The following is a 17,711-nucleotide window of genomic DNA, read 5'->3' on the forward strand; positions in this document are numbered from 1 at the left end:
GGCCCTTATGGGGTACATCGCCTATGTGGCCATAAAGAGAAAGTTCTCAAAAGAAAAACGATCGACCCTAAAAGAGATCTGGACACACTTTAGAAAAGCCTTTTTCAGTTTACTGTTATTAGTGATCGTAGTAGGCGGTATCGTAGCCGGCATCTTTACAGCGACCGAAGCCTCAGTGATAGCCGTACTGTACGCAGCGATACTGGCCCTGATATACGGAGACATCAGCACGAAGGACTTTCCAGATGTACTGTTGACCAGTGCCAAGACGACAGCCGTGGTGATGTTTTTAATATGTACCTCAATGGCCATGTCGTGGCTGTTCTCCTTTGAGAGCATCCCAGAACTGATGAGCAGTTTTCTGTTAGAACAGTTCAGCAATAAATTTGTGATCTTTTTAGTGATCAATATCGTGTTACTGGTTATAGGCACCTTTATGGATATTACCCCAGCCGTACTGATATTCACCCCGATCTTCCTACCCGTAGTGGTGGCCTTGGGTATGGAGCCAGTACACTTTGGGATAGTCATGGTACTAAACCTCTGTATAGGATTGTGTACCCCACCAGTGGGAACGATCCTCTTTGTAGGAAGTGGAGTGGCAAAGATATCCGTATCACAAGTAATAAAACCTTTATTGCCGTTTTTGGCAATAATGATCATAGTACTGTTACTAGTACTTTACATCCCACAAATATCTATGTTTTTACCTAAACTGTTTGGATTGTAAAAAGTCTGAAAAAACTGTTTTATCTAGGGTAAATTTGTGACATGCATATAAATATTAAGTGGTTTGTTTTGTGGTACTTATAAATTAATCGATAAATTGGTTAACCAATTTATCGATTTTATAGCTCATATCTTTTTAGACATTAGTATATTGCATTAAATTAACAAATTAATACAAGTTCTAATGGGGCAGGTAGTAACATTTGGTGAAGTTTTAATGCGCATTTCACCACGAGGAAATAAAAAATTCATTCAATCTAATGTTATAGAGTTCTTTTTTGGAGGTACCGAATTGAACGTTGGTATTTCTATTGCAAATTTTGGAGGAAAGGTTAAGCATATTAGTGCCGTTTCTAATGATGTTATTGGAGAGACAGCCATTTCTTATATAAATAAATTTGGTGTAGATACTTCTTCTATCGTACGATCAAATAGACCTTTGGGCGTTTATTTTTTAGAAGTTGGTGCAGTTATGAGGTCCAGTACGATTTCTTACAATCGATCGCATTCTTCATTTTCTGAAATTAAACCAGAAATGGTTAATTGGGAAGAAGCCTTAATCGATGGTGATTGGTTGCACTGGACAGGCATTACGCCAGCATTATCTCAAGGAGCTTTCGATATTTTAAAGGAAGGTTTAACCTTAGCCAGACAAAAAGGGATATCGGTTTCTGCCGACCCTACCTATAGAAAAGGTCTTTGGAAATACGGTAAAAACCCTAAGGAAGCTTTAATAGAATTACTACATCTTTCTTCGATTTTTATTGGAGGCATCAACGAGATGAATGAAGTGCTTGATACAAATTACTCATATTCTAACGAAGATTTTATTGAAGCTTCCAAACTGTTAATGGAAAAATTTCCATCAATAGAAAAAGTATTTGATAAAATAAGAACCTCGTTAAATTCTTCATGGCATAAAATACGAGCTAGAATGTGGAATGGGGAAGAATTTAAAGAAACAGAAGATTTAGATATTACCCATATTGTAGATCGTATAGGAACAGGTGATGCTTTTGCTGCAGGGTTAATTTATGGTTTACAACGCTATGACGATTATAAAGCGATGCGTTTTGCAAGTGCAGCTTGTGCGATAAAGCACACCTATGAAGGTGATGTTAATTTAGCTACAGTAGGAGAGGTTACAGAAGTTCTAGAAGGCAATACATCAGGGCGACTTAATAGGTAGTCATTTTATTAGTCAAGATAAAATAAGAGAAGAAACAACTAAAATGTAATAAGGCTCAGTAATTTAAACCATATTACACTTTAGCTCTACAATCCTTAGGAGCTTCACCATAAAACCTCTTAAACGCAGCACTAAAATGTGTGGCGTTTTTATAACCAACTGCTTCAGCTATTAAATATATAGGCGATTCTGTGTTTTGCAATAAATGTTTAGCTTTTTTCATTTTTTCTGATTTAAAATATTGATTCACAGTACAATCAAATACTCTTTTAAATTCATTTTTCAGTTCATTTTCATTCAACCCTACTTCAACTGATAGTTGATTGTTGGAATAGTTCTTATCTAAATTACACGATATGAATTGCTTTAAATCATATAATTTTTTAATGGTATTTTTATTTGTGAAATAAAATTTCTGAGCATTTAAATGCTTATAATTTTCAATTTGAATAGCTAGAATTTCTAAAACCTTAGCTTCTAAAAATATTTTATACGAAATACCTTTTAGATGTTTTCTTTCTAATTCAAGTAAAACTGAAAATAAATCGTCAGTTATAGGTATAATCAAATTTCTATCTGTTAAATTTTTGAAATCAACACTATCAATAATACCATGCTGTGATAAAAATAATTTTGAAACCGTAATCTTAATTTCTTTATAAGGTTTTTTACCAAAAATTTTACTGTTTCCATTATAAGTTTCAATGAACGCCATATAAGATTCTTGGGTTTCGTAAGGTATTTTATCAAGATTACCTTTAATGCTCATCACTTTTTCTCCGCCTAACAAAAAAGATAACTGCAATTTGTTTTTTTCATCCTTAAAAAAAACCATCAAATCTTCATTTAATATGTAATTACTTATAGATATTACAATATTATTAAAATGAAATTCTGTAATATTACCTTTCCCATATTTGGGTAGGAGGCTATACTCTAAACACCTAAGTGCTTTGTCATGAGAGTTATAAACTTCTTTTGCTATAATACTCTTTAAGTCTGTTTTTAGTACTGATAAATCCACTTCTTCCATACTTGTAGCTTCACGTCTTTTTTTTTTCAAATCACGTCATTCGATTTCAAAAAAAGCATTTTATTTTTGCATTAAATTTATTTAGACTAAATATAAATAACAAAAATAATGATTAAAAATTTAATATTATTATTTACTATAATTTTCTCAGTAACATTTATAAATGGACAGAATGGAAACATAAAAGGGAAGGTTATAAATAAAAAGGGCAAAGGAATTGTTAATGCTAACATTACCATTGAAAAAACAAATAAGGGGACTATGACAAATAGTTCTGGAGATTATACTATTGAAAACATAAAACCAGGGGTTTATACTTTAAAAATCACCTTTATAGGTTATGGAAGTCAGGCTATTTCAATAAATATTGAAAGTGATAAAACTACAAATATTCCAGATGTAGTACTTAGTGAAGACCAAGAAGAATTAGATGAAGTAATGTTAGAAGGTCATAAAAACAAATATGTTGCTAGAGAGCCATCTCAATCTTTACGCTTAAAAACAGAACTTTTAAAACAACCTCAAAATATTCAGGTAATTAGTAAGGATTTATTACTAGATCAGCAAGCTACTAGTATTATGGATGGTGTAATACGTAATGTAAGTGGTGTTACCATGTTAGAACACTGGGGGAATTTTGCTCGTATTAATATGAGAGGGTTTAGGTTACCTACATTTAGAAATGGGTTTAACATGTCCGATATTTGGGGACCATTATCAGACGATATGGCCTTTGTAGACAGAATTGAGTTTGTAAAAGGACCAGCTGGTTTCATGCTATCTGCTGGAGAACCAGGAGGGTTCTATAATGTTGTAACTAAAAAGCCTACAGCAAATAGTGTTGCTAGTATATCCCTTACAGCTGGTAGTTTCGATTTTTATCGTGCTGCTTTAGATTTGGGCGGAAAAGTAACTAAAGATGGTAAATTACTATACCGTTTTAATGCCATGTACCAAACCTCAGATACACATAGAGGTGGTGAAGATGCTGAGCGTTTTGGTTTTGCTCCTGCATTAACTTATAATTTTTCAGAAAAAACATCTTTAACCACAGAGTTAAATATACATAGAGCAGAATCTTACATTGGTTCAGCTTACGTATTTGCTCCTGTTGAAGGTGGTTTTGGACATTTAGATAGAGATTTTAAAAATACAGATACCAATTATCCAGCAACAGATATAGATGAGTTCTCTTGGTTTACTAACTTTAAACATGACTTTTCTGATAACTGGGGATTTGAAACTCAGTTTGCTTATTACAGATATGATCAAGTAGGAAATTCGACATGGGTATATGATCCTGATGGAAATGGGGCTTTATCTTCGGTTAATGATAATGGTGACATTTACAGATATGTAAATATATGGGATGCTTTATCTCTTGGTAAATTTTTCCAGACCTATCTTTATGGTAAATTTAATACTGGAAGCATATCACATAATATTTTAGGTGGGTTTGATTTTACAGATCGTGAATACTATCCAGACTTTTTTACTGGTTTTTCCCCTATTGATTTTATCGGTTCTCCATTCAATATATATAATCCTGTATATGGAGAAACTAGTGACCCTGTATTTGATCGTTCACAAAGTTTAAAAGCTAGAAGTGGGTTTGAACCTTATGATGGTTTCACAAACAGATCTGTGTATCTACAAGATGAAATTGGTTTTGTAGATAATAAGGTGAGATTAACACTTGCAGGTAGATATACTAATCTATCCGCTATAGGTAAAACAGAAAATGATACTAAATTTACACCAAGAGCGGGTTTAAGTGTAGATATAACACCTACTATAACAGCTTATGCTTTATATGACCAATCATTCTCTCCTACATTTGGGTTTAGCTTTGATGATGAATCGTTCGATCCTGAAGAAGCTACTGATATTGAAGGAGGTGCAAAAGCAACTTTTCTTGAAGATAAAGTTAAAGTAACTCTGAGTGCTTATAGAATTGTAAAAAAAGGCCTTTTGGCAGCAGATCCAACTCTTTCAGACCCAGATGACCCAGATAGTGAACCGCTATTCCCTGATGCATCAATCCAATTAGAAGACCCTGTAGTTTCTGAAGGTATTGAGTTTGATATACAAGGACAAGTAACACCAGAGCTTAATGTGGTTTTAAACTATGCTAACACAAAAGTAATAGACGAAGAAACAGGTAACAGACTTGCAGGTCATGCTAAACATGTTACAAATGGTTGGTTTAATTATAATTTTGCTCAAGAATCTGTATTAAAGGGCTTTGGGGCTTCATTAGGATATCAATATCAAATAGAACGTTCTAGTTGGGCTTGGGGAGCAGATAATCAAACCGATTTACCAGATTATTTTAGACTAGACGGTGCTTTATCATGGCATAATAATAAATTTAAAATACAAGCAAATATTAATAATATTTTAGACGAGTACCTGTATTCTGGTGCTAATTACGGAAGCTATTTATACTGGCAATCGGAACCTGGAATTAATGGTAGAATAACCTTAAGTTATAATTTTTAAAAAACCTTAATTAATTATTTTGAGTTTAGTTAGTTCAGCCTTCTAAATAAATACGGGGGGCTGTTTTCTTAATTTTTAAATACAAAAGACATGAAAAAATCAATTATTACAATAGCGTTAGTTTTGTTTGCAATAACACAATCTTTTGCTCATTATTTATGGATTGAAACAAACCTTTCAGGAAAAATAGGAGAAGAACAAGAAGTTAAAGTTTTTTTTGGAGAATACACCTATGGTGTCTTTGAAAAAGTAAACGGTGAGGCATTTCCGAAAGTAAAAGATTTTATTCTTTGGGTTGTTGATAATAAGGGAAATAAAACACAGATTGAAGTTACTTCTAAAGAAAATTATTATCGCGGAACCTTTAAGCCAATGGCAAATGGAACCTATACGGTAATTTTGGACAACAATAAAATAGATGTTATTGATTATACCAAATACGACTTTGGTATTTTTAAAACCCATTATAATTCTGTTGCAAAAGTAATTGTTGGTGGTGTTAATGAAGACACAAAAGCTTTAAACCCTGAAGGAATAACAATTAAAGATGTTTCGGAAAACAAAAAAGAGGTACGCCTTCAAGTATTATACAAAAATAAACCACTTGTAAAAAATGAGCTAAAAGTTTACGTTGAAGATTTATGGTCTAAAACATTAGAGACAGACGAAAACGGATTAGTATCATTCAAGCGACCTTGGAATACAAAATACATTATAGAAACCACAACCAAAGAGGAAGTTCCAGGTCAATATAAAGGTAAGGACTATCAGTTTATTTGGCATTGCGCTACGTATTCTATTTTGAAATCCAACAGATGATTTCGGTAGCGTTATTATTGCTTTTTATAGCTTTCAATGTATTTTATAATACCTCTGAAAAAGCTATTAAAAATATAATTTTCGGTTTTGAAAATTGGGTAAAAGAGAATAAAAAAATCGCCAAATTATTAGCTTTTATATTGCTAGTAATAGCTTGTGTCTTATTGTCATTTTCTTTTGGTTTGGGTTCAGGTGTTTTGGTGTTTTTTATTGTTTTAATGACCTTTGGAAGTTTAATTGTTTTACTAACACCTATAAAGTTTTTAAGTCTAAAATCTATTTTTATCCTGTTTGTCATATTGCTTTGTACAGAATTTTTTATCTTTAAATAATTAACCTTTTATGCCTGCAAATCCCAAATATTTATCGTCTAATTGGCAGCGATTTGCCAAAATATCTGCGGGTTTTTTGGGAGGGTATTTTATAACCATAACAAGCCATATGGCTTTATCCTATTGGGTAAACCATGTTAATTTAATAATAACTTCAAGCTTTACAAGTTTTATACTTTGGGTGATCTTAATGATTATTGCTTTTTTAGCAAAGAATGGTTGGAAAATTTGGGGTATTTATCTTATTCTAAGTTTACTTTTTTTAATCATCATTTATTTTAGTAAAATCCATCACCCCATACCATTTTAATAATGAAAAATAGAACGTACAATATTCTTTTTCATACACATACTGTAAGCGGCATCGTAATTAGTGTGGTGCTTTATGTTATATTTTTCGCAGGTTCATTTTCTTTTTTTAGAGATGAAATTGTTAATTGGGAGCGTAATGAATCTATTGAAATTACCGATGATATTCAATTAGATTTCGATAAAACAATTGATTCGCTAGACGCACAATATAACTTATATGGAAGAGATTTTAAAATTAGAAAAAGTTATATTGAACAACGTGTTAGTATTTCTATTGAAGCTTCAAAAGATACCCTAGCCACCGATGCTGAAAAAGCTTCTAAATTCTTTTATTTAAATACAAAGAATTATACACAGGCTTCTTACACAGCATCTTATTCTTTAGGTGAGTTTTTATATCGATTGCATTTTTTAACACAAATACCTTACCCTGTTGGTTATTATCTATCTGGGTTTATAGCGTTGTTTTTTCTTTTTGCCATTATAACAGGAGTCTTGGTACATTGGAAAAAAATTGTATCCAATTTTTTCTTATTCAGGCCTTTAAAAAAACTAAAAACATTATGGACAGATGCTCATACTGCTTTAGGAATGATAGGCTTGCCATTTCAGTTTGTGTACGCAGTTACAGGTGCCTTTTTCATGATTAAATTGCTTATCGTAGCACCAAGCGTTATGGTTTTATATGATGGTGATCAAGCTAAATTTTATGAAGATTTAGAATATAGTCATCCACATTATGAATTATCCCAAAATACTCTAAATTCTAACTTTGATGCTAATACTTATGTTAAGAAAACGAAAGCTTTATGGCATGATTTTAATGTAACCGAAATGCAAGTTTTTAATTACGGAAATGCTAACATGCATGTTTTGTTAAGCGGACATTTAAATTATAAAGATAAGTTTACAGGTATTGGTAAAGTTATTTATAATGTTGATTCTGGAACGTTAATATCTAAAAAAGATCCTATTAAAAATACATCATATTTAGATGGCGTAAAAAATGTACTTTATAGGTTACATTATGGTGATTATGGCGGCTATGCTTTAAAGATTATTAGTTTTATTTTAGGGCTTATATCTTGTTTTGTAATTATCTCAGGGGTTATGATTTGGCTAACTGCTCGCGATAAAAAAAATATGCCCGAAAAGAAAAGACGTTTTAACGAAGGTGTCGTTCGAATTTATCTAGCTATTTGCTTAAGTATGTATCCTATTACTGCGCTATCTTTTATTGCTGTTAAAGTCATGCAACCTATTATGAGTAAGACATTCATTTATAGTTTTTACTTTATCGGTTGGCTTTTACTTTCTATATTTTTTATCATAAAAAAAGACCTCAATTTTATAAACAAATACACGTTGCTTTCGGGCAGTATTTTAGGTTTATTAATACCTGTAATAAATGGTTTAGTTTCTAAAAACTGGATTTGGAAATCGTTTAGTAATAACCAATTTCAAATATTATTTATTGATGTTTTTTGGTTGATTTTAGCCTCAATAACCTTATGGATATTCTTTAAATTAAATAAAAAGGAACAAATACAACTTGCAAAATAAGCTAAGCCTTATTACTTTTTTGAGTTGTTTTAACCAACATGTAATAATTCGAAATTTTTTTATAGTTTAACCTTTAATAAAGTTTCATTTAGTTAAGTCAATTTTTTGTTTAATACTTAGTCCAGCTAATTGCAATTCAACTTTGTAAATTAATCCTTTTCTAAAAGCCATTTGATGAGTTTGTTTGTTTTTTATATGTAATTGCATATAAAAATGACGTTTTAAACAATATTATATGTAATTCCGTATAATTTGATGTATTTGTGTATAATTATATTTAATTGGAAAATACAGTTATAGATGTTCGTTAGGGCTTGGCAATATGGCTATTGCTGAAACAGAAATGAAAAAAGAATCTCTTATCAAAATATTAGATTCATTTTATTGTAAGGATTATGAAATAGAAAAAATTGTCTTTGGAGAGAATAAGTACGACTATTACTATGAAGTCACAATTGAATATTCAAACTTATCTAAAATGAAAGTTCAAAGATTTACAGAATCATTAATTGCATTTTGTCTATTTTGGAATATTTCTATTGATGAATATTAATGTAAGTAGCTATTTTTTTAACATGAGCATTATAACATGTTAAAAAAACAGAAAAATGTTAACACGTTTCAATTTTCATGTTAAGATTTTCTACAAATCTTAACTTATACATTTATTAGCACATTAATCAATTCAGAATTGATATAGTAATTTACCTTACCAACCTTAACTTTTTCTAACAAACCTAAATTTGATATTTTGTTTAAATAATTTGAAGCTGTTTGTCTTGTAACCTTTAAATCATTTTCCAAATACTCAATTTTAGTATAAGGGTTTTTAAACAGATTATTAATTAAATCTTGACTGTAAATCTTGGGTAATTCTGTACGGATTGCAACTTTATGTTTTTGCATTAAGGCTTTTATCTCAGTAATTAAAGTAATGGTTTGTTCCGCAGTAACCTCAACACCTTTTAATAAATACAAAACTAAACTTTCCCAATCATTATTAGTTCTTACTTCTTGTAATACTTTATAATAATCGGATTTGTTTTGAGTAATGAATCTACTTAAATAGAGAATAGGAATATCTAACAAACCTTGTTGCACTAAATAAAGAATATTAATTATTCTACCTGTTCTACCATTACCGTCATAAAAAGGGTGTATGCTTTCAAATTGATAATGTATCACAGCCATTTTGATTAAACTATCTAAATTGGAAAAATCATTATCATTAATAAACTTTTCAAGGTTCGACATTAAATCAAGTATTTCGTCAGGGTGTTGAGGTGGTGTATAAACTACTTTACCTTGAGAGTTAACTAATTTAGTTCCAGCTTGAGTTCTAAAACCTGCATTACTTTCTAATAATTCTTTTTGAATCGTTAGGATGTGTTTATTCAAAAGCAGTCGTTCTTTACGCACTATTTGAAACCCTAACTTTAAACCACGAGCATAATTATAAACCTCTTTAGCAGCAGTACTTTTACTTTCGATAAAGATGTTTTCCTTATACAAATCATCGTGAGTAGTAACTATATTTTCAATTTCGCTACTGTCTTTCGCTTCTTGTAGTGTAAGTGTATCAATTAAAATACTCTCATTGGGAATTGTTTTTGCAGTTCCTTTTAACTCAGCTAGATAACGATGCGCCTTTGCTAATTGTTTTAAAATTTTTGGTGTTTCTAATTCTGTATTAGGGGGGAGTAATGGTAGTTTAAATTCCATACTTAATTACTCTTTTTTAATTCGCCTATAGGAACAAAACTACCGTCTCGATTAACATAAATGGTTTCTGTTTCTGTTTCTTTAGTTGGAATAAACAACTCTCTAATATCTACATCTAAAACTTCAGCAATTTGTTTTAATAGTTCAGGTTTAGGAAAACTATTGCCTTGGACAATATTTGATATACTGGCAGGAGTTACCTCAACTTTTTCTGCAAGTTCTTTTCCTGATATCCCTTTTTCTTTTAAAAGCTGTTTTAATTTTAAAATATTCATAATTCCTAATCATTTCAGTTCCTACAAATATAAAGGAATTATAGTAATACTAAATATATTTTAAAATTATTATAGTTTTATTTGTGTTTAATTATAGTGTTGCTTATATTTGTGTTTTAATAATTATAGTATTGATAAATAATTGTGCTGTAAAAAATAAAATCAACTTCAAGACCAAAGTATTTAAAAGAGCTTATGAAAACTTATAAAACTACCATACCTGAAATTAAGCTGAAAAAGATTAAAACAAATTTCAACAAGGCAAAAGTATCTTCAAGTAGTTCGGCATCAGAATATGCAAGACAATTCTACCATGATGATTTAACTATTTACGAATCGTTTTTCATGATACTATTAAATAATGCAAATAATACTATTGGTTATGTAAAAATAAGCCAGGGTGGTATAACAGGAACATTGGCAGATACTAGAATAATTGCCAAGTATGCTATAAACTCACTTGCAACAGCAGTTATATTAGTACACAACCACCCTTCGGGTACGCTCAAACCAAGTCGAGCTGATAGGAATATTACTGATAAAATAAAGAAAACATTGAATATTTTTGACTGCAAAGTATTAGATCACATAATCCTAACAGAAACGGATTATTATTCATTTGCTGATAACAATATTTTTTAAACCATAAATTCATAACATAAAGGAATTAATAAAAAGAGCTTAAAACAGTCTTTACTTACACCTGTATTTACACCTGAAAAAAACAAACCCAGTAATTACAATACTTACTGGGTTTTTTTGTGGAGTCGGAGACAACGACGAGAATTTCAACTTTATAGTGTTTATAAGCCTTCTGAAAGAGGCTGTTTTTAGGGGTCACCGAATTGGTCTCGATTTAACAAACTTTAACATTTGGGTTTGTATTTGAATATCAAATTGACTTATAATAGGTCAATGAATACCAATATGAAGTGTTTGATTTTGACGTGCTTGAGGTTTCTATGTGTACGTTTTTTTGTTCTTTTACTTCGGTGAAGAGGTACAGAACGAAAATGATTTTATAGTAACGATTCTGATTCTCAATTTGGCACTGGAACTAAAATAAAGATAGAGTTCAGTTGTAAGTTTAATCCAATATTCAAAAGTTTGTTTAATTGGAGGTATAGATTACAATAAACTATCCATAATTTCAACTTTGTAAGTGTTTAGGGGGGCGAAAATTTGTAAGAAATTAAAATTGGTTTCATTCGTCTGGAGGTGAAATATAAAAGTTTGATTTTATAGTTAATAAAGTAGATAGATTTTGAGTTTAGACCATACGAAGCTTTAAGTATGGACTTTAAATGTTATAATAAACTCCACGCTGAAACTGATTTATAACAGCATTAACGGAGTAAACTTTCAGGACAATACAGTAATAGGCGAATTAAAGAAATGATTTTCAATTTGAATTTCTAGAACCTATACTTTCTCTTAATAATTAGTAAAAAATCTCTTAGCTTTAAGATGCCTTTTTTTGTTTTGGTAGGATATAGATACAACATTTTCATAAGATCATTTGTAACAAAGTTATTGATATAGTACTTAATAATACTATTTTATTTATATTTAGAACAGAAACGATTCTTAATAAATAAATTAACTTATAATTCCATGATATATTGCAATACTCCAAAGACATTTCAAAGTACCCTTCATCAATAGTAAAACATTTACATCAGATTTATTATTATTCAAAAATTGCTTACGATCATAAATATGATAATGTCCCTCATAAAGTTTTAAACGATATTAGAAAGTCTCATGAAATTTTTGTAGATAAATCGAAAGATTCCTTAACTAATAGTTTTGATATTATATGGAATTTTATGGAAGAGATGTCATTAGTTAAAGATTATCGTTTTTTTGGTGAAATACATATTTTTCGTCCAACATATCCCTATCTAAGTAGTAAGCATTTTTTGTTTAAGCCAAATGTCAAAAAAGAAAACTTAGATGCTAAGTTTGATATATCTATCAATTATGGAACTATATATATAGTCAATGTTATTGCCTATGTTTTTTCTGCTGTCATCATGAATTGTATTTCTGTTTCACGTTTTTCTGATATTTTATATAAATTACAAAACTGGTATCAATATTTACATAGGATTAGTATTGGGGAACTACAATCAGAATTGGAACTTTATGAAAAAGAGTTAAAAAAAATAACTTTACCTCCTCGTCTTCCTACCCTTATCGTCCCGGAGATATGTAATCTTGAACAGGAATATTTTGCATTTCTATTTAGGGAGTTAATATGGGGATTTCTCATTGGTCATGAAGTATGTCATTCTTTAACCATGGAAAGCCTTCAAGTGGATAAGTTAAATAAAATTTACAAATTAGTAGATCTTTTTCTTTATCCATCAATTAATTTTGATAACAAAGAAAAATGGAAAGAAGAGTTAATTTGTGATTCATTTGGTTTAGCTTCTGCTTCGTTATTGATAGAGGAAAATTATAATTTTAAAAAATCCTTTTTTAATTGTATAGAGAGGTTAAATTTACCAAAGAACCTTATCCATTCTGCTCCATATTTAGCTGCACAAGCATTTATGATTGGTTTACAAGAGATACGAATCAATAAAAGTATCTACCTTGAAGAAGATGAATTTAATTCATCACATCCTAGTTATAATACACGCCGTAAATTTTTACGAGATATTAATTTAATGAGTTCAGATACTTACCCTCTCTATGAATTTTCAATAAAAGAAGATTCCATAGGTATCATTAAAAGTTAGTTATTAAATGGTAATTTATAAATCACTCCAAGTTGTTTTGCATAATTTATTCAACCCTTGCTTTACAACTATAAGAGAGACAATGGAGGTGGGGACGGCAATTTTAATGTCTGTCGATGCTTCTATAATTTCTTTTAAATAAAGTGCTAAAATAGGGATTTCCATATTTTCGTTCTTAGTAAAAAGATAGATGGATTTTGTACAAATAATCTTAGCTAGATTCTTTTCATTTTTTTTTAACCAGACCTTACCTCTTAGGATTAGTTGTTCTGCTCCTTCAGAAATAAACGAATCGTCTAATTCTTTACCTATTAATTCATAAAGTTCATCTTCACTTTTATTTATTAGATCATTGATTTTATAATCATTTTTTTTGCTATCCATAAGTATGTGTTTTTAGTTATGTCTTATCTAAATATTTAGTTTTCATTAGTCTTCTCTTGTATTAGAAATTATAACATTAAGTAAGGGACTTATACTTAAATAATTAAATGCTTTTTAGGTAAACGGTTAAATATACGTTAAGAGTTTAAGTTAGCCAAAAGTCTGAGTAACTTAATTCAGTATTGTTTTGATGGCGTTTTTTATAGCTCTGGAGGTGTAGGGTATTGATTATAGTTTCAGATAAAAATTCAATTTTACAGACCTCAGGTTTTATATAGATGTTTGGTTTTTAGGTTATCGAGACATTCATTTTTACAGCTTTATAAAAATAGTTCGTTATATACTTTTCATTTAAAAAAACAATCCGATCTTCCCAAACCTTAACAAAAACCTCCTGAACCACATCTTTAGAGATTTCCCAATCATTGAGATACTTGTTTGCAAACACACATAGTTGCGGATATAAGTATTCAAAAAAGCTCTTATAACTTTTAAGGGTGAAGTCATTTTTATTCTCGCTCATAATTATGAATAATTTTTGGGGCTACCAACCTGCATTTACAATCTCATTTACTTTAGCGGACAACGCTAGATTGTTAAAAATCATATCAATAGGAATCAATTCCCTATTGTTAAAATAGTCCTTAGGAAAAAAGGAAAAGAACCCGTCAAATTTTTTATTAAATAAAAGACACGTATCCGAATTACAAGATAGACCAGTGTATATAATACCAATAACCCTTAAGCCTAATTTGCAATGTACTTTAACTTCATTAGTTAGGTTAGATCTGTCAAGCAACTCGCTTAAGATAGGTTCAGTGGCAAAATATAGACGAGTCAAGGTATATGGAACAGTTGGAGTTTTTGCGTTTTCCATGAATTAAATTTTAAGATTTTACGTGTATGCTTGTAACTGCGCACCAAAAGGCAGCAGGAAATAAAATAGAGCATTCTTATGTTAGGTTAAAGGATGCCTATTTTATATAAGTTCTACAAAGTTGAAGTTTCTTTAAAATGAGATAAATACCCCATTAAACCTTTTATGTGTGGAAACAAAAAAGGCGTGGAACTCAACTTATCACATTATAGGCACTAGTATACCCAACCACGATAAGAGAGCTCACGCCTAGGTCGTGAGCGAATCTACTTATTATCTCGTGGTTTTTAAAATTACTAGTTTTATAATGCGAGACTCAAAGCAATTGCTTCCAGTTTTTTATCAGAAGTATTGCAAATATATGATATCAGTAACAAATATAACAAAATATTCCTTTGTTCGGACAGTTATCCGAATTAATTCAAGTTTTAACACCTTATTTTGCTTTAATGGAAAGAGTGAATAGGTTAATATGTAAGTATATATCAGAAGAATGGATTAGTAAATCTAAGTCTAAAAACGCATTTGCTTTAGATCATAACATTGACGAAAAGACGGTTAGACGAATTATAAGTGATAAGAAATATGCTATGCAGATTGAAACATTAAATAAAATCTGCGAAGCTCAAAATATTAAACTTTCAGAATTTTTTAAAAAAGTTGAAGATAAGTATTTATAAAAAATAATTTGTGTTTTTTACACACTACTATTTCCTAAAACTTAAAAGACATCAAAAAAAACGCTTTATTACAAATACCTTTGACTATACTTGTTTAAGCCTTCAATAGTATCCTTTTTTGACAGCAAAATAACAACATTTAGAAGTTATACGACTGCATAATCAGGCTCCCTTCGTCTACGCTCAGGGTAAACTCACTCGCTCTTTTTATAAGTCTTACTAATTCTAAATATTGAACCCAGACAGCAAGAAAAAAAGGTAACAGTGATAGTTCTATGGGAAGTAAATGATATGGAAAAACTATATGTTATTTCTTAGTTGTCATTTTTTATTTAGATAAATTCTACTAATAAGAAAATAGAAAAGGAAAACGCTCAAGATATAATAAGTAAATGTTTTTGTTTTTCGGTAATTATAAAGGTGTGAATTTATTTATTTTTATAAATGAATTATTCATATTCAGTATTCGAATATGGAATATATTTGTTTAAGTAGTTGACATTACTGTTTAAAATTGTTATTATTGCATATTCGAATATGGAATATTTTTAAAATGAAAGTGAAACAACAAATAATGAGCCCTCATGATATTGTAGTATTGTTAAAAATAATAAGCTATAATAATACACCTTGGTTACAGCAACAAATGGCTGAAGACTTACATATTAGTCAATCAGAAATTAGTAAATCTTTAGTGAGATGCAAATTCGCTGCCTTATTAGATTCTACTGGTAAAAAAGTATTTAAAATAGGCTTATTAGAATTTTTACAATATGGTATTAAATATGTGTTTCCAGAACAACCAGGAGCTATTGTTAGAGGCGTAGCAACAGCGCATTCGGCAAAGCCATTAAGCAATATCATTTCAAGTGAAATGCATTACGTATGGCCTTCTGGGAAAGGCAAAACAAGAGGCCAAGCTATTACTCCTTTATATCCGTCGGTTATAGATGCAGTAAAAAATGATGAACAACTATATGAATTACTAGCGCTAGTAGATGCAATAAGAGTTGGGAGAGCAAGAGAAAAAGAAATTGCCATTAAAGAACTAAAAGGTAGGATTTTAAATGAAGACACAAAATTTGATGGAAGTTGGCTATGGTAGTTATAAAAATTACTAAATGAAAAATAAAATTATAAATATAGCTACGGTTGTAGAAGTTGCTAAAGGATTAAAGGAGTTAAAAGAAAAAATGATTTTTGTAGGAGGTGCTGTTGTAAGTCTATATACAGATGATCCATCCGCAGATGAAATACGACCTACAGGAGATGTGGATTTAGCTATTAATCTTATTAATTATTCGGCTTGGGCGCAGATGCAAGAAAGACTAGCAAATCTTGGGTTTTGTCCAGATCCTGAAGGACATGCTATTTGTAGTTATCTTTATAAAGGTATTTCGGTAGATATTATGCCCTCGGAAGATGGCCCTATTGGTTCCGCTAACAGATGGTATCAAGAGTGGTTTAAAAACTTGTGGACTAAGGAAATTGAAGGAACGACTATTAGTATTCTTTCTGCTCCTTGTTTTTTGGCAACAAAATTTGAGGCTTTTAAAAATAGAGGAACTGATTATAGGACTAGTCATGATTTTGAAGATATCGTTTATGTCTTGGATAACAGAACAACGATAGTTGAAGAGATACAAAAAGAAACAGAAGGTATTCAGCAGTTTTTAAAAGAAGAATTAAATAAAGTTTATACGAGTGCCACATTTACTGAGATAATTTCTTGTCATATTCATCCACTTATTTTAGAGGATAGACTACCAATTATAACCGAAAAAATTGTGAATATAGTTAGCGACTAAAAAAGAGCTCTATATCAAAATAGAAAGTATTCCCATATAAAAATTGTAATTAAATCTGTTAAAAAAACGGCTTGTAAATTCTAATATAAAAAGTGTGTAAACAGAACTAAGGGGGAATAGCAAGAGGATAACACGCTGCGCGATGTTATAATCATCCATTAATTTATTTAAAATACTGATATTCAGTTAATTATATCGAATTTTGGTATTGCTCGAAAAATCAAAATTGCACTAAAAAATGATAAAAGCTTCCTTATCCCTTGTAAACAGTAGAATGTATTATCCTAATTATTAAAAATCAGAGCCATGAGTAAAAATTTTTCAAGAATCAATTTTCACAATGAAACCGTCGAAAGATTTAAGAATTTTGCCTTGAGTAATAATGAAAATTATACCGAGACGATGGAAGTCATGTTAGACTTTTTTGAAAAGAACCAAATCAATCCATTCGTTCCTTTTGACAATAGTGTGAATAGTTTAACCATATTAATCAATAAAAGAATGGATGCTGTTGAAAGCATTCTACGAGAGATTGAGAATCGTGATCTAATACCAACAAGACAAATGCTCGAAAGTCTTTTTGTTAAGCAAGAACCCAAAAAGCCTAGATACGTTGCGATACATCTAGGTAAGTGAGGTTGAAAAGGTAAGATTAACATTTATGGTTAAAATTACCCCAAAGACACTTCATAGGTTTGTTTGGTAGATGTTGGGGCTTGCAGCGCTACGCTTGCTAAAT

The 17,711-nt window shown here is 30.3% G+C and carries 19 protein-coding genes; 13 read left to right on the forward strand and 6 right to left on the reverse strand.

Translation table 11 applies throughout. The features are described from left to right. Together Q4Q35_RS13830 and Q4Q35_RS13835 are read left to right on the forward strand one after the other, a co-directional pair. A partial coding sequence (locus Q4Q35_RS13830) for a TRAP transporter large permease (protein WP_303275926.1) occupies positions 1–730 on the forward strand: 730 nt, incomplete at its 5' end. Positions 731–913: 183 nt separating this feature from the next. Next, on the forward strand, positions 914–1,918 hold the full coding sequence (locus tag Q4Q35_RS13835) for a sugar kinase (RefSeq protein ID WP_303278582.1): 1,005 nt from the start codon (positions 914–916) through the stop codon (positions 1,916–1,918). 73 nt (positions 1,919–1,991) lie between these two features. On the opposite strand, the gene Q4Q35_RS13840 is transcribed toward Q4Q35_RS13835, so the two are convergent. After that, positions 1,992–2,981, reverse strand: a complete 990-nt coding sequence (locus Q4Q35_RS13840; RefSeq protein WP_303278583.1) for a helix-turn-helix domain-containing protein — start codon at positions 2,979–2,981, stop codon at positions 1,992–1,994. Between the two features lie 78 nt (positions 2,982–3,059). Here Q4Q35_RS13840 and Q4Q35_RS13845 point away from each other — a divergent pair, with 78 nt between their 5' ends. The 5 genes from Q4Q35_RS13845 (at position 3,060) to Q4Q35_RS13865 (ending at position 9,032) form a co-directional block, all read left to right on the forward strand. After that, positions 3,060–5,453 (forward strand): TonB-dependent receptor, encoded by a 2,394-nt coding sequence (locus Q4Q35_RS13845; RefSeq protein WP_303278584.1) that lies wholly within the window; start codon positions 3,060–3,062, stop codon positions 5,451–5,453. A gap of 90 nt (positions 5,454–5,543) precedes the next feature. Continuing rightward, positions 5,544–6,272 (forward strand): DUF4198 domain-containing protein, encoded by a 729-nt coding sequence (locus Q4Q35_RS13850; RefSeq protein ID WP_303278585.1) that lies wholly within the window; start codon positions 5,544–5,546, stop codon positions 6,270–6,272. Positions 6,273–6,614: 342 nt separating this feature from the next. Beyond that, positions 6,615–6,914, forward strand: coding sequence for a hypothetical protein (locus Q4Q35_RS13855; protein WP_303278586.1), 300 nt, complete (start codon positions 6,615–6,617; stop codon positions 6,912–6,914). A gap of 2 nt (positions 6,915–6,916) precedes the next feature. Further along, positions 6,917–8,479, forward strand: coding sequence for a PepSY-associated TM helix domain-containing protein (locus Q4Q35_RS13860; RefSeq protein WP_303278588.1), 1,563 nt, complete (start codon positions 6,917–6,919; stop codon positions 8,477–8,479). Between the two features lie 322 nt (positions 8,480–8,801). Then, positions 8,802–9,032 (forward strand): hypothetical protein, encoded by a 231-nt coding sequence (locus tag Q4Q35_RS13865; RefSeq protein WP_303278589.1) that lies wholly within the window; start codon positions 8,802–8,804, stop codon positions 9,030–9,032. 104 nt (positions 9,033–9,136) lie between these two features. Here the strand turns inward: Q4Q35_RS13865 and Q4Q35_RS13870 are convergent, their stop codons facing one another. Both Q4Q35_RS13870 and Q4Q35_RS13875 read right to left on the reverse strand, forming a co-directional pair. Further along, a complete protein-coding gene (locus tag Q4Q35_RS13870; protein ID WP_303278590.1) occupies positions 9,137–10,201 on the reverse strand; it encodes a Fic family protein in 1,065 nt (354 codons plus the stop codon). Between the two features lie 2 nt (positions 10,202–10,203). After that, complete coding sequence (locus Q4Q35_RS13875; protein WP_303278592.1) at positions 10,204–10,476, reverse strand: helix-turn-helix domain-containing protein; 273 nt, start codon at positions 10,474–10,476, stop codon at positions 10,204–10,206. 195 nt (positions 10,477–10,671) lie between these two features. Between Q4Q35_RS13875 and Q4Q35_RS13880 the strand changes: the two genes are divergently transcribed. Together Q4Q35_RS13880 and Q4Q35_RS13885 are read left to right on the forward strand one after the other, a co-directional pair. Then, complete coding sequence (locus Q4Q35_RS13880) at positions 10,672–11,118, forward strand: JAB domain-containing protein (protein WP_303278594.1); 447 nt, start codon at positions 10,672–10,674, stop codon at positions 11,116–11,118. 980 nt (positions 11,119–12,098) lie between these two features. Continuing rightward, entirely contained in the window at positions 12,099–13,223 is a 1,125-nt protein-coding gene (locus tag Q4Q35_RS13885; RefSeq protein WP_303278595.1) for a hypothetical protein, read from the forward strand. 15 nt (positions 13,224–13,238) lie between these two features. Here the strand turns inward: Q4Q35_RS13885 and Q4Q35_RS13890 are convergent, their stop codons facing one another. The 3 genes from Q4Q35_RS13890 to Q4Q35_RS13900 form a co-directional block, all read right to left on the reverse strand. Beyond that, on the reverse strand, positions 13,239–13,607 hold the full coding sequence (locus Q4Q35_RS13890; RefSeq protein ID WP_303278596.1) for a hypothetical protein: 369 nt from the start codon (positions 13,605–13,607) through the stop codon (positions 13,239–13,241). 289 nt (positions 13,608–13,896) lie between these two features. Continuing rightward, positions 13,897–14,130 carry a sigma factor gene (locus Q4Q35_RS13895; protein ID WP_303278597.1) on the reverse strand — a complete coding sequence of 78 codons (234 nt, stop codon included), beginning with the start codon at positions 14,128–14,130 and terminating at the stop codon, positions 13,897–13,899. A gap of 21 nt (positions 14,131–14,151) precedes the next feature. After that, a complete protein-coding gene (locus Q4Q35_RS13900) occupies positions 14,152–14,484 on the reverse strand; it encodes a hypothetical protein (RefSeq protein WP_303278598.1) in 333 nt (110 codons plus the stop codon). A gap of 395 nt (positions 14,485–14,879) precedes the next feature. Here Q4Q35_RS13900 and Q4Q35_RS13905 point away from each other — a divergent pair, with 395 nt between their 5' ends. From Q4Q35_RS13905 to Q4Q35_RS13920, 4 genes are all read left to right on the forward strand, one after another. Beyond that, entirely contained in the window at positions 14,880–15,164 is a 285-nt protein-coding gene (locus Q4Q35_RS13905) for a helix-turn-helix domain-containing protein (RefSeq protein WP_303278600.1), read from the forward strand. A gap of 553 nt (positions 15,165–15,717) precedes the next feature. Further along, the gene (locus Q4Q35_RS13910; RefSeq protein ID WP_303278601.1) at positions 15,718–16,269 is read left to right on the forward strand and encodes a hypothetical protein; all 552 of its coding nucleotides are present in this window, start codon (positions 15,718–15,720) and stop codon (positions 16,267–16,269) included. A gap of 16 nt (positions 16,270–16,285) precedes the next feature. Beyond that, the gene (locus Q4Q35_RS13915; RefSeq protein WP_303278602.1) at positions 16,286–16,972 is read left to right on the forward strand and encodes a hypothetical protein; all 687 of its coding nucleotides are present in this window, start codon (positions 16,286–16,288) and stop codon (positions 16,970–16,972) included. A gap of 306 nt (positions 16,973–17,278) precedes the next feature. Next, the gene (locus Q4Q35_RS13920; RefSeq protein ID WP_303278603.1) at positions 17,279–17,608 is read left to right on the forward strand and encodes a BfmA/BtgA family mobilization protein; all 330 of its coding nucleotides are present in this window, start codon (positions 17,279–17,281) and stop codon (positions 17,606–17,608) included. Positions 17,609–17,711 lie beyond the last annotated feature (103 nt).

Source organism: Flavivirga aquimarina (genome assembly GCF_030540835.1).
Lineage (GTDB): Bacteria > Bacteroidota > Bacteroidia > Flavobacteriales > Flavobacteriaceae > Flavivirga > Flavivirga aquimarina.

Coding starts and splice junctions, on each gene's coding strand:
- Q4Q35_RS13835 (WP_303278582.1), top strand. CDS start 914: ATGGGGCAGGTAGTAACATTTGGTGAAGTTTTAATGCGCATTTCACCA.
- Q4Q35_RS13845 (WP_303278584.1), top strand. CDS start 3,060: ATGATTAAAAATTTAATATTATTATTTACTATAATTTTCTCAGTAACA.
- Q4Q35_RS13850 (WP_303278585.1), top strand. CDS start 5,544: ATGAAAAAATCAATTATTACAATAGCGTTAGTTTTGTTTGCAATAACA.
- Q4Q35_RS13855 (WP_303278586.1), top strand. CDS start 6,615: ATGCCTGCAAATCCCAAATATTTATCGTCTAATTGGCAGCGATTTGCC.
- Q4Q35_RS13860 (WP_303278588.1), top strand. CDS start 6,917: ATGAAAAATAGAACGTACAATATTCTTTTTCATACACATACTGTAAGC.
- Q4Q35_RS13865 (WP_303278589.1), top strand. CDS start 8,802: ATGGCTATTGCTGAAACAGAAATGAAAAAAGAATCTCTTATCAAAATA.
- Q4Q35_RS13870 (WP_303278590.1), bottom strand. CDS start 10,201: ATGGAATTTAAACTACCATTACTCCCCCCTAATACAGAATTAGAAACA.
- Q4Q35_RS13875 (WP_303278592.1), bottom strand. CDS start 10,476: ATGAATATTTTAAAATTAAAACAGCTTTTAAAAGAAAAAGGGATATCA.
- Q4Q35_RS13880 (WP_303278594.1), top strand. CDS start 10,672: ATGAAAACTTATAAAACTACCATACCTGAAATTAAGCTGAAAAAGATT.
- Q4Q35_RS13890 (WP_303278596.1), bottom strand. CDS start 13,607: ATGGATAGCAAAAAAAATGATTATAAAATCAATGATCTAATAAATAAA.
- Q4Q35_RS13895 (WP_303278597.1), bottom strand. CDS start 14,130: ATGAGCGAGAATAAAAATGACTTCACCCTTAAAAGTTATAAGAGCTTT.
- Q4Q35_RS13900 (WP_303278598.1), bottom strand. CDS start 14,484: ATGGAAAACGCAAAAACTCCAACTGTTCCATATACCTTGACTCGTCTA.
- Q4Q35_RS13910 (WP_303278601.1), top strand. CDS start 15,718: ATGAAAGTGAAACAACAAATAATGAGCCCTCATGATATTGTAGTATTG.
- Q4Q35_RS13915 (WP_303278602.1), top strand. CDS start 16,286: ATGAAAAATAAAATTATAAATATAGCTACGGTTGTAGAAGTTGCTAAA.
- Q4Q35_RS13920 (WP_303278603.1), top strand. CDS start 17,279: ATGAGTAAAAATTTTTCAAGAATCAATTTTCACAATGAAACCGTCGAA.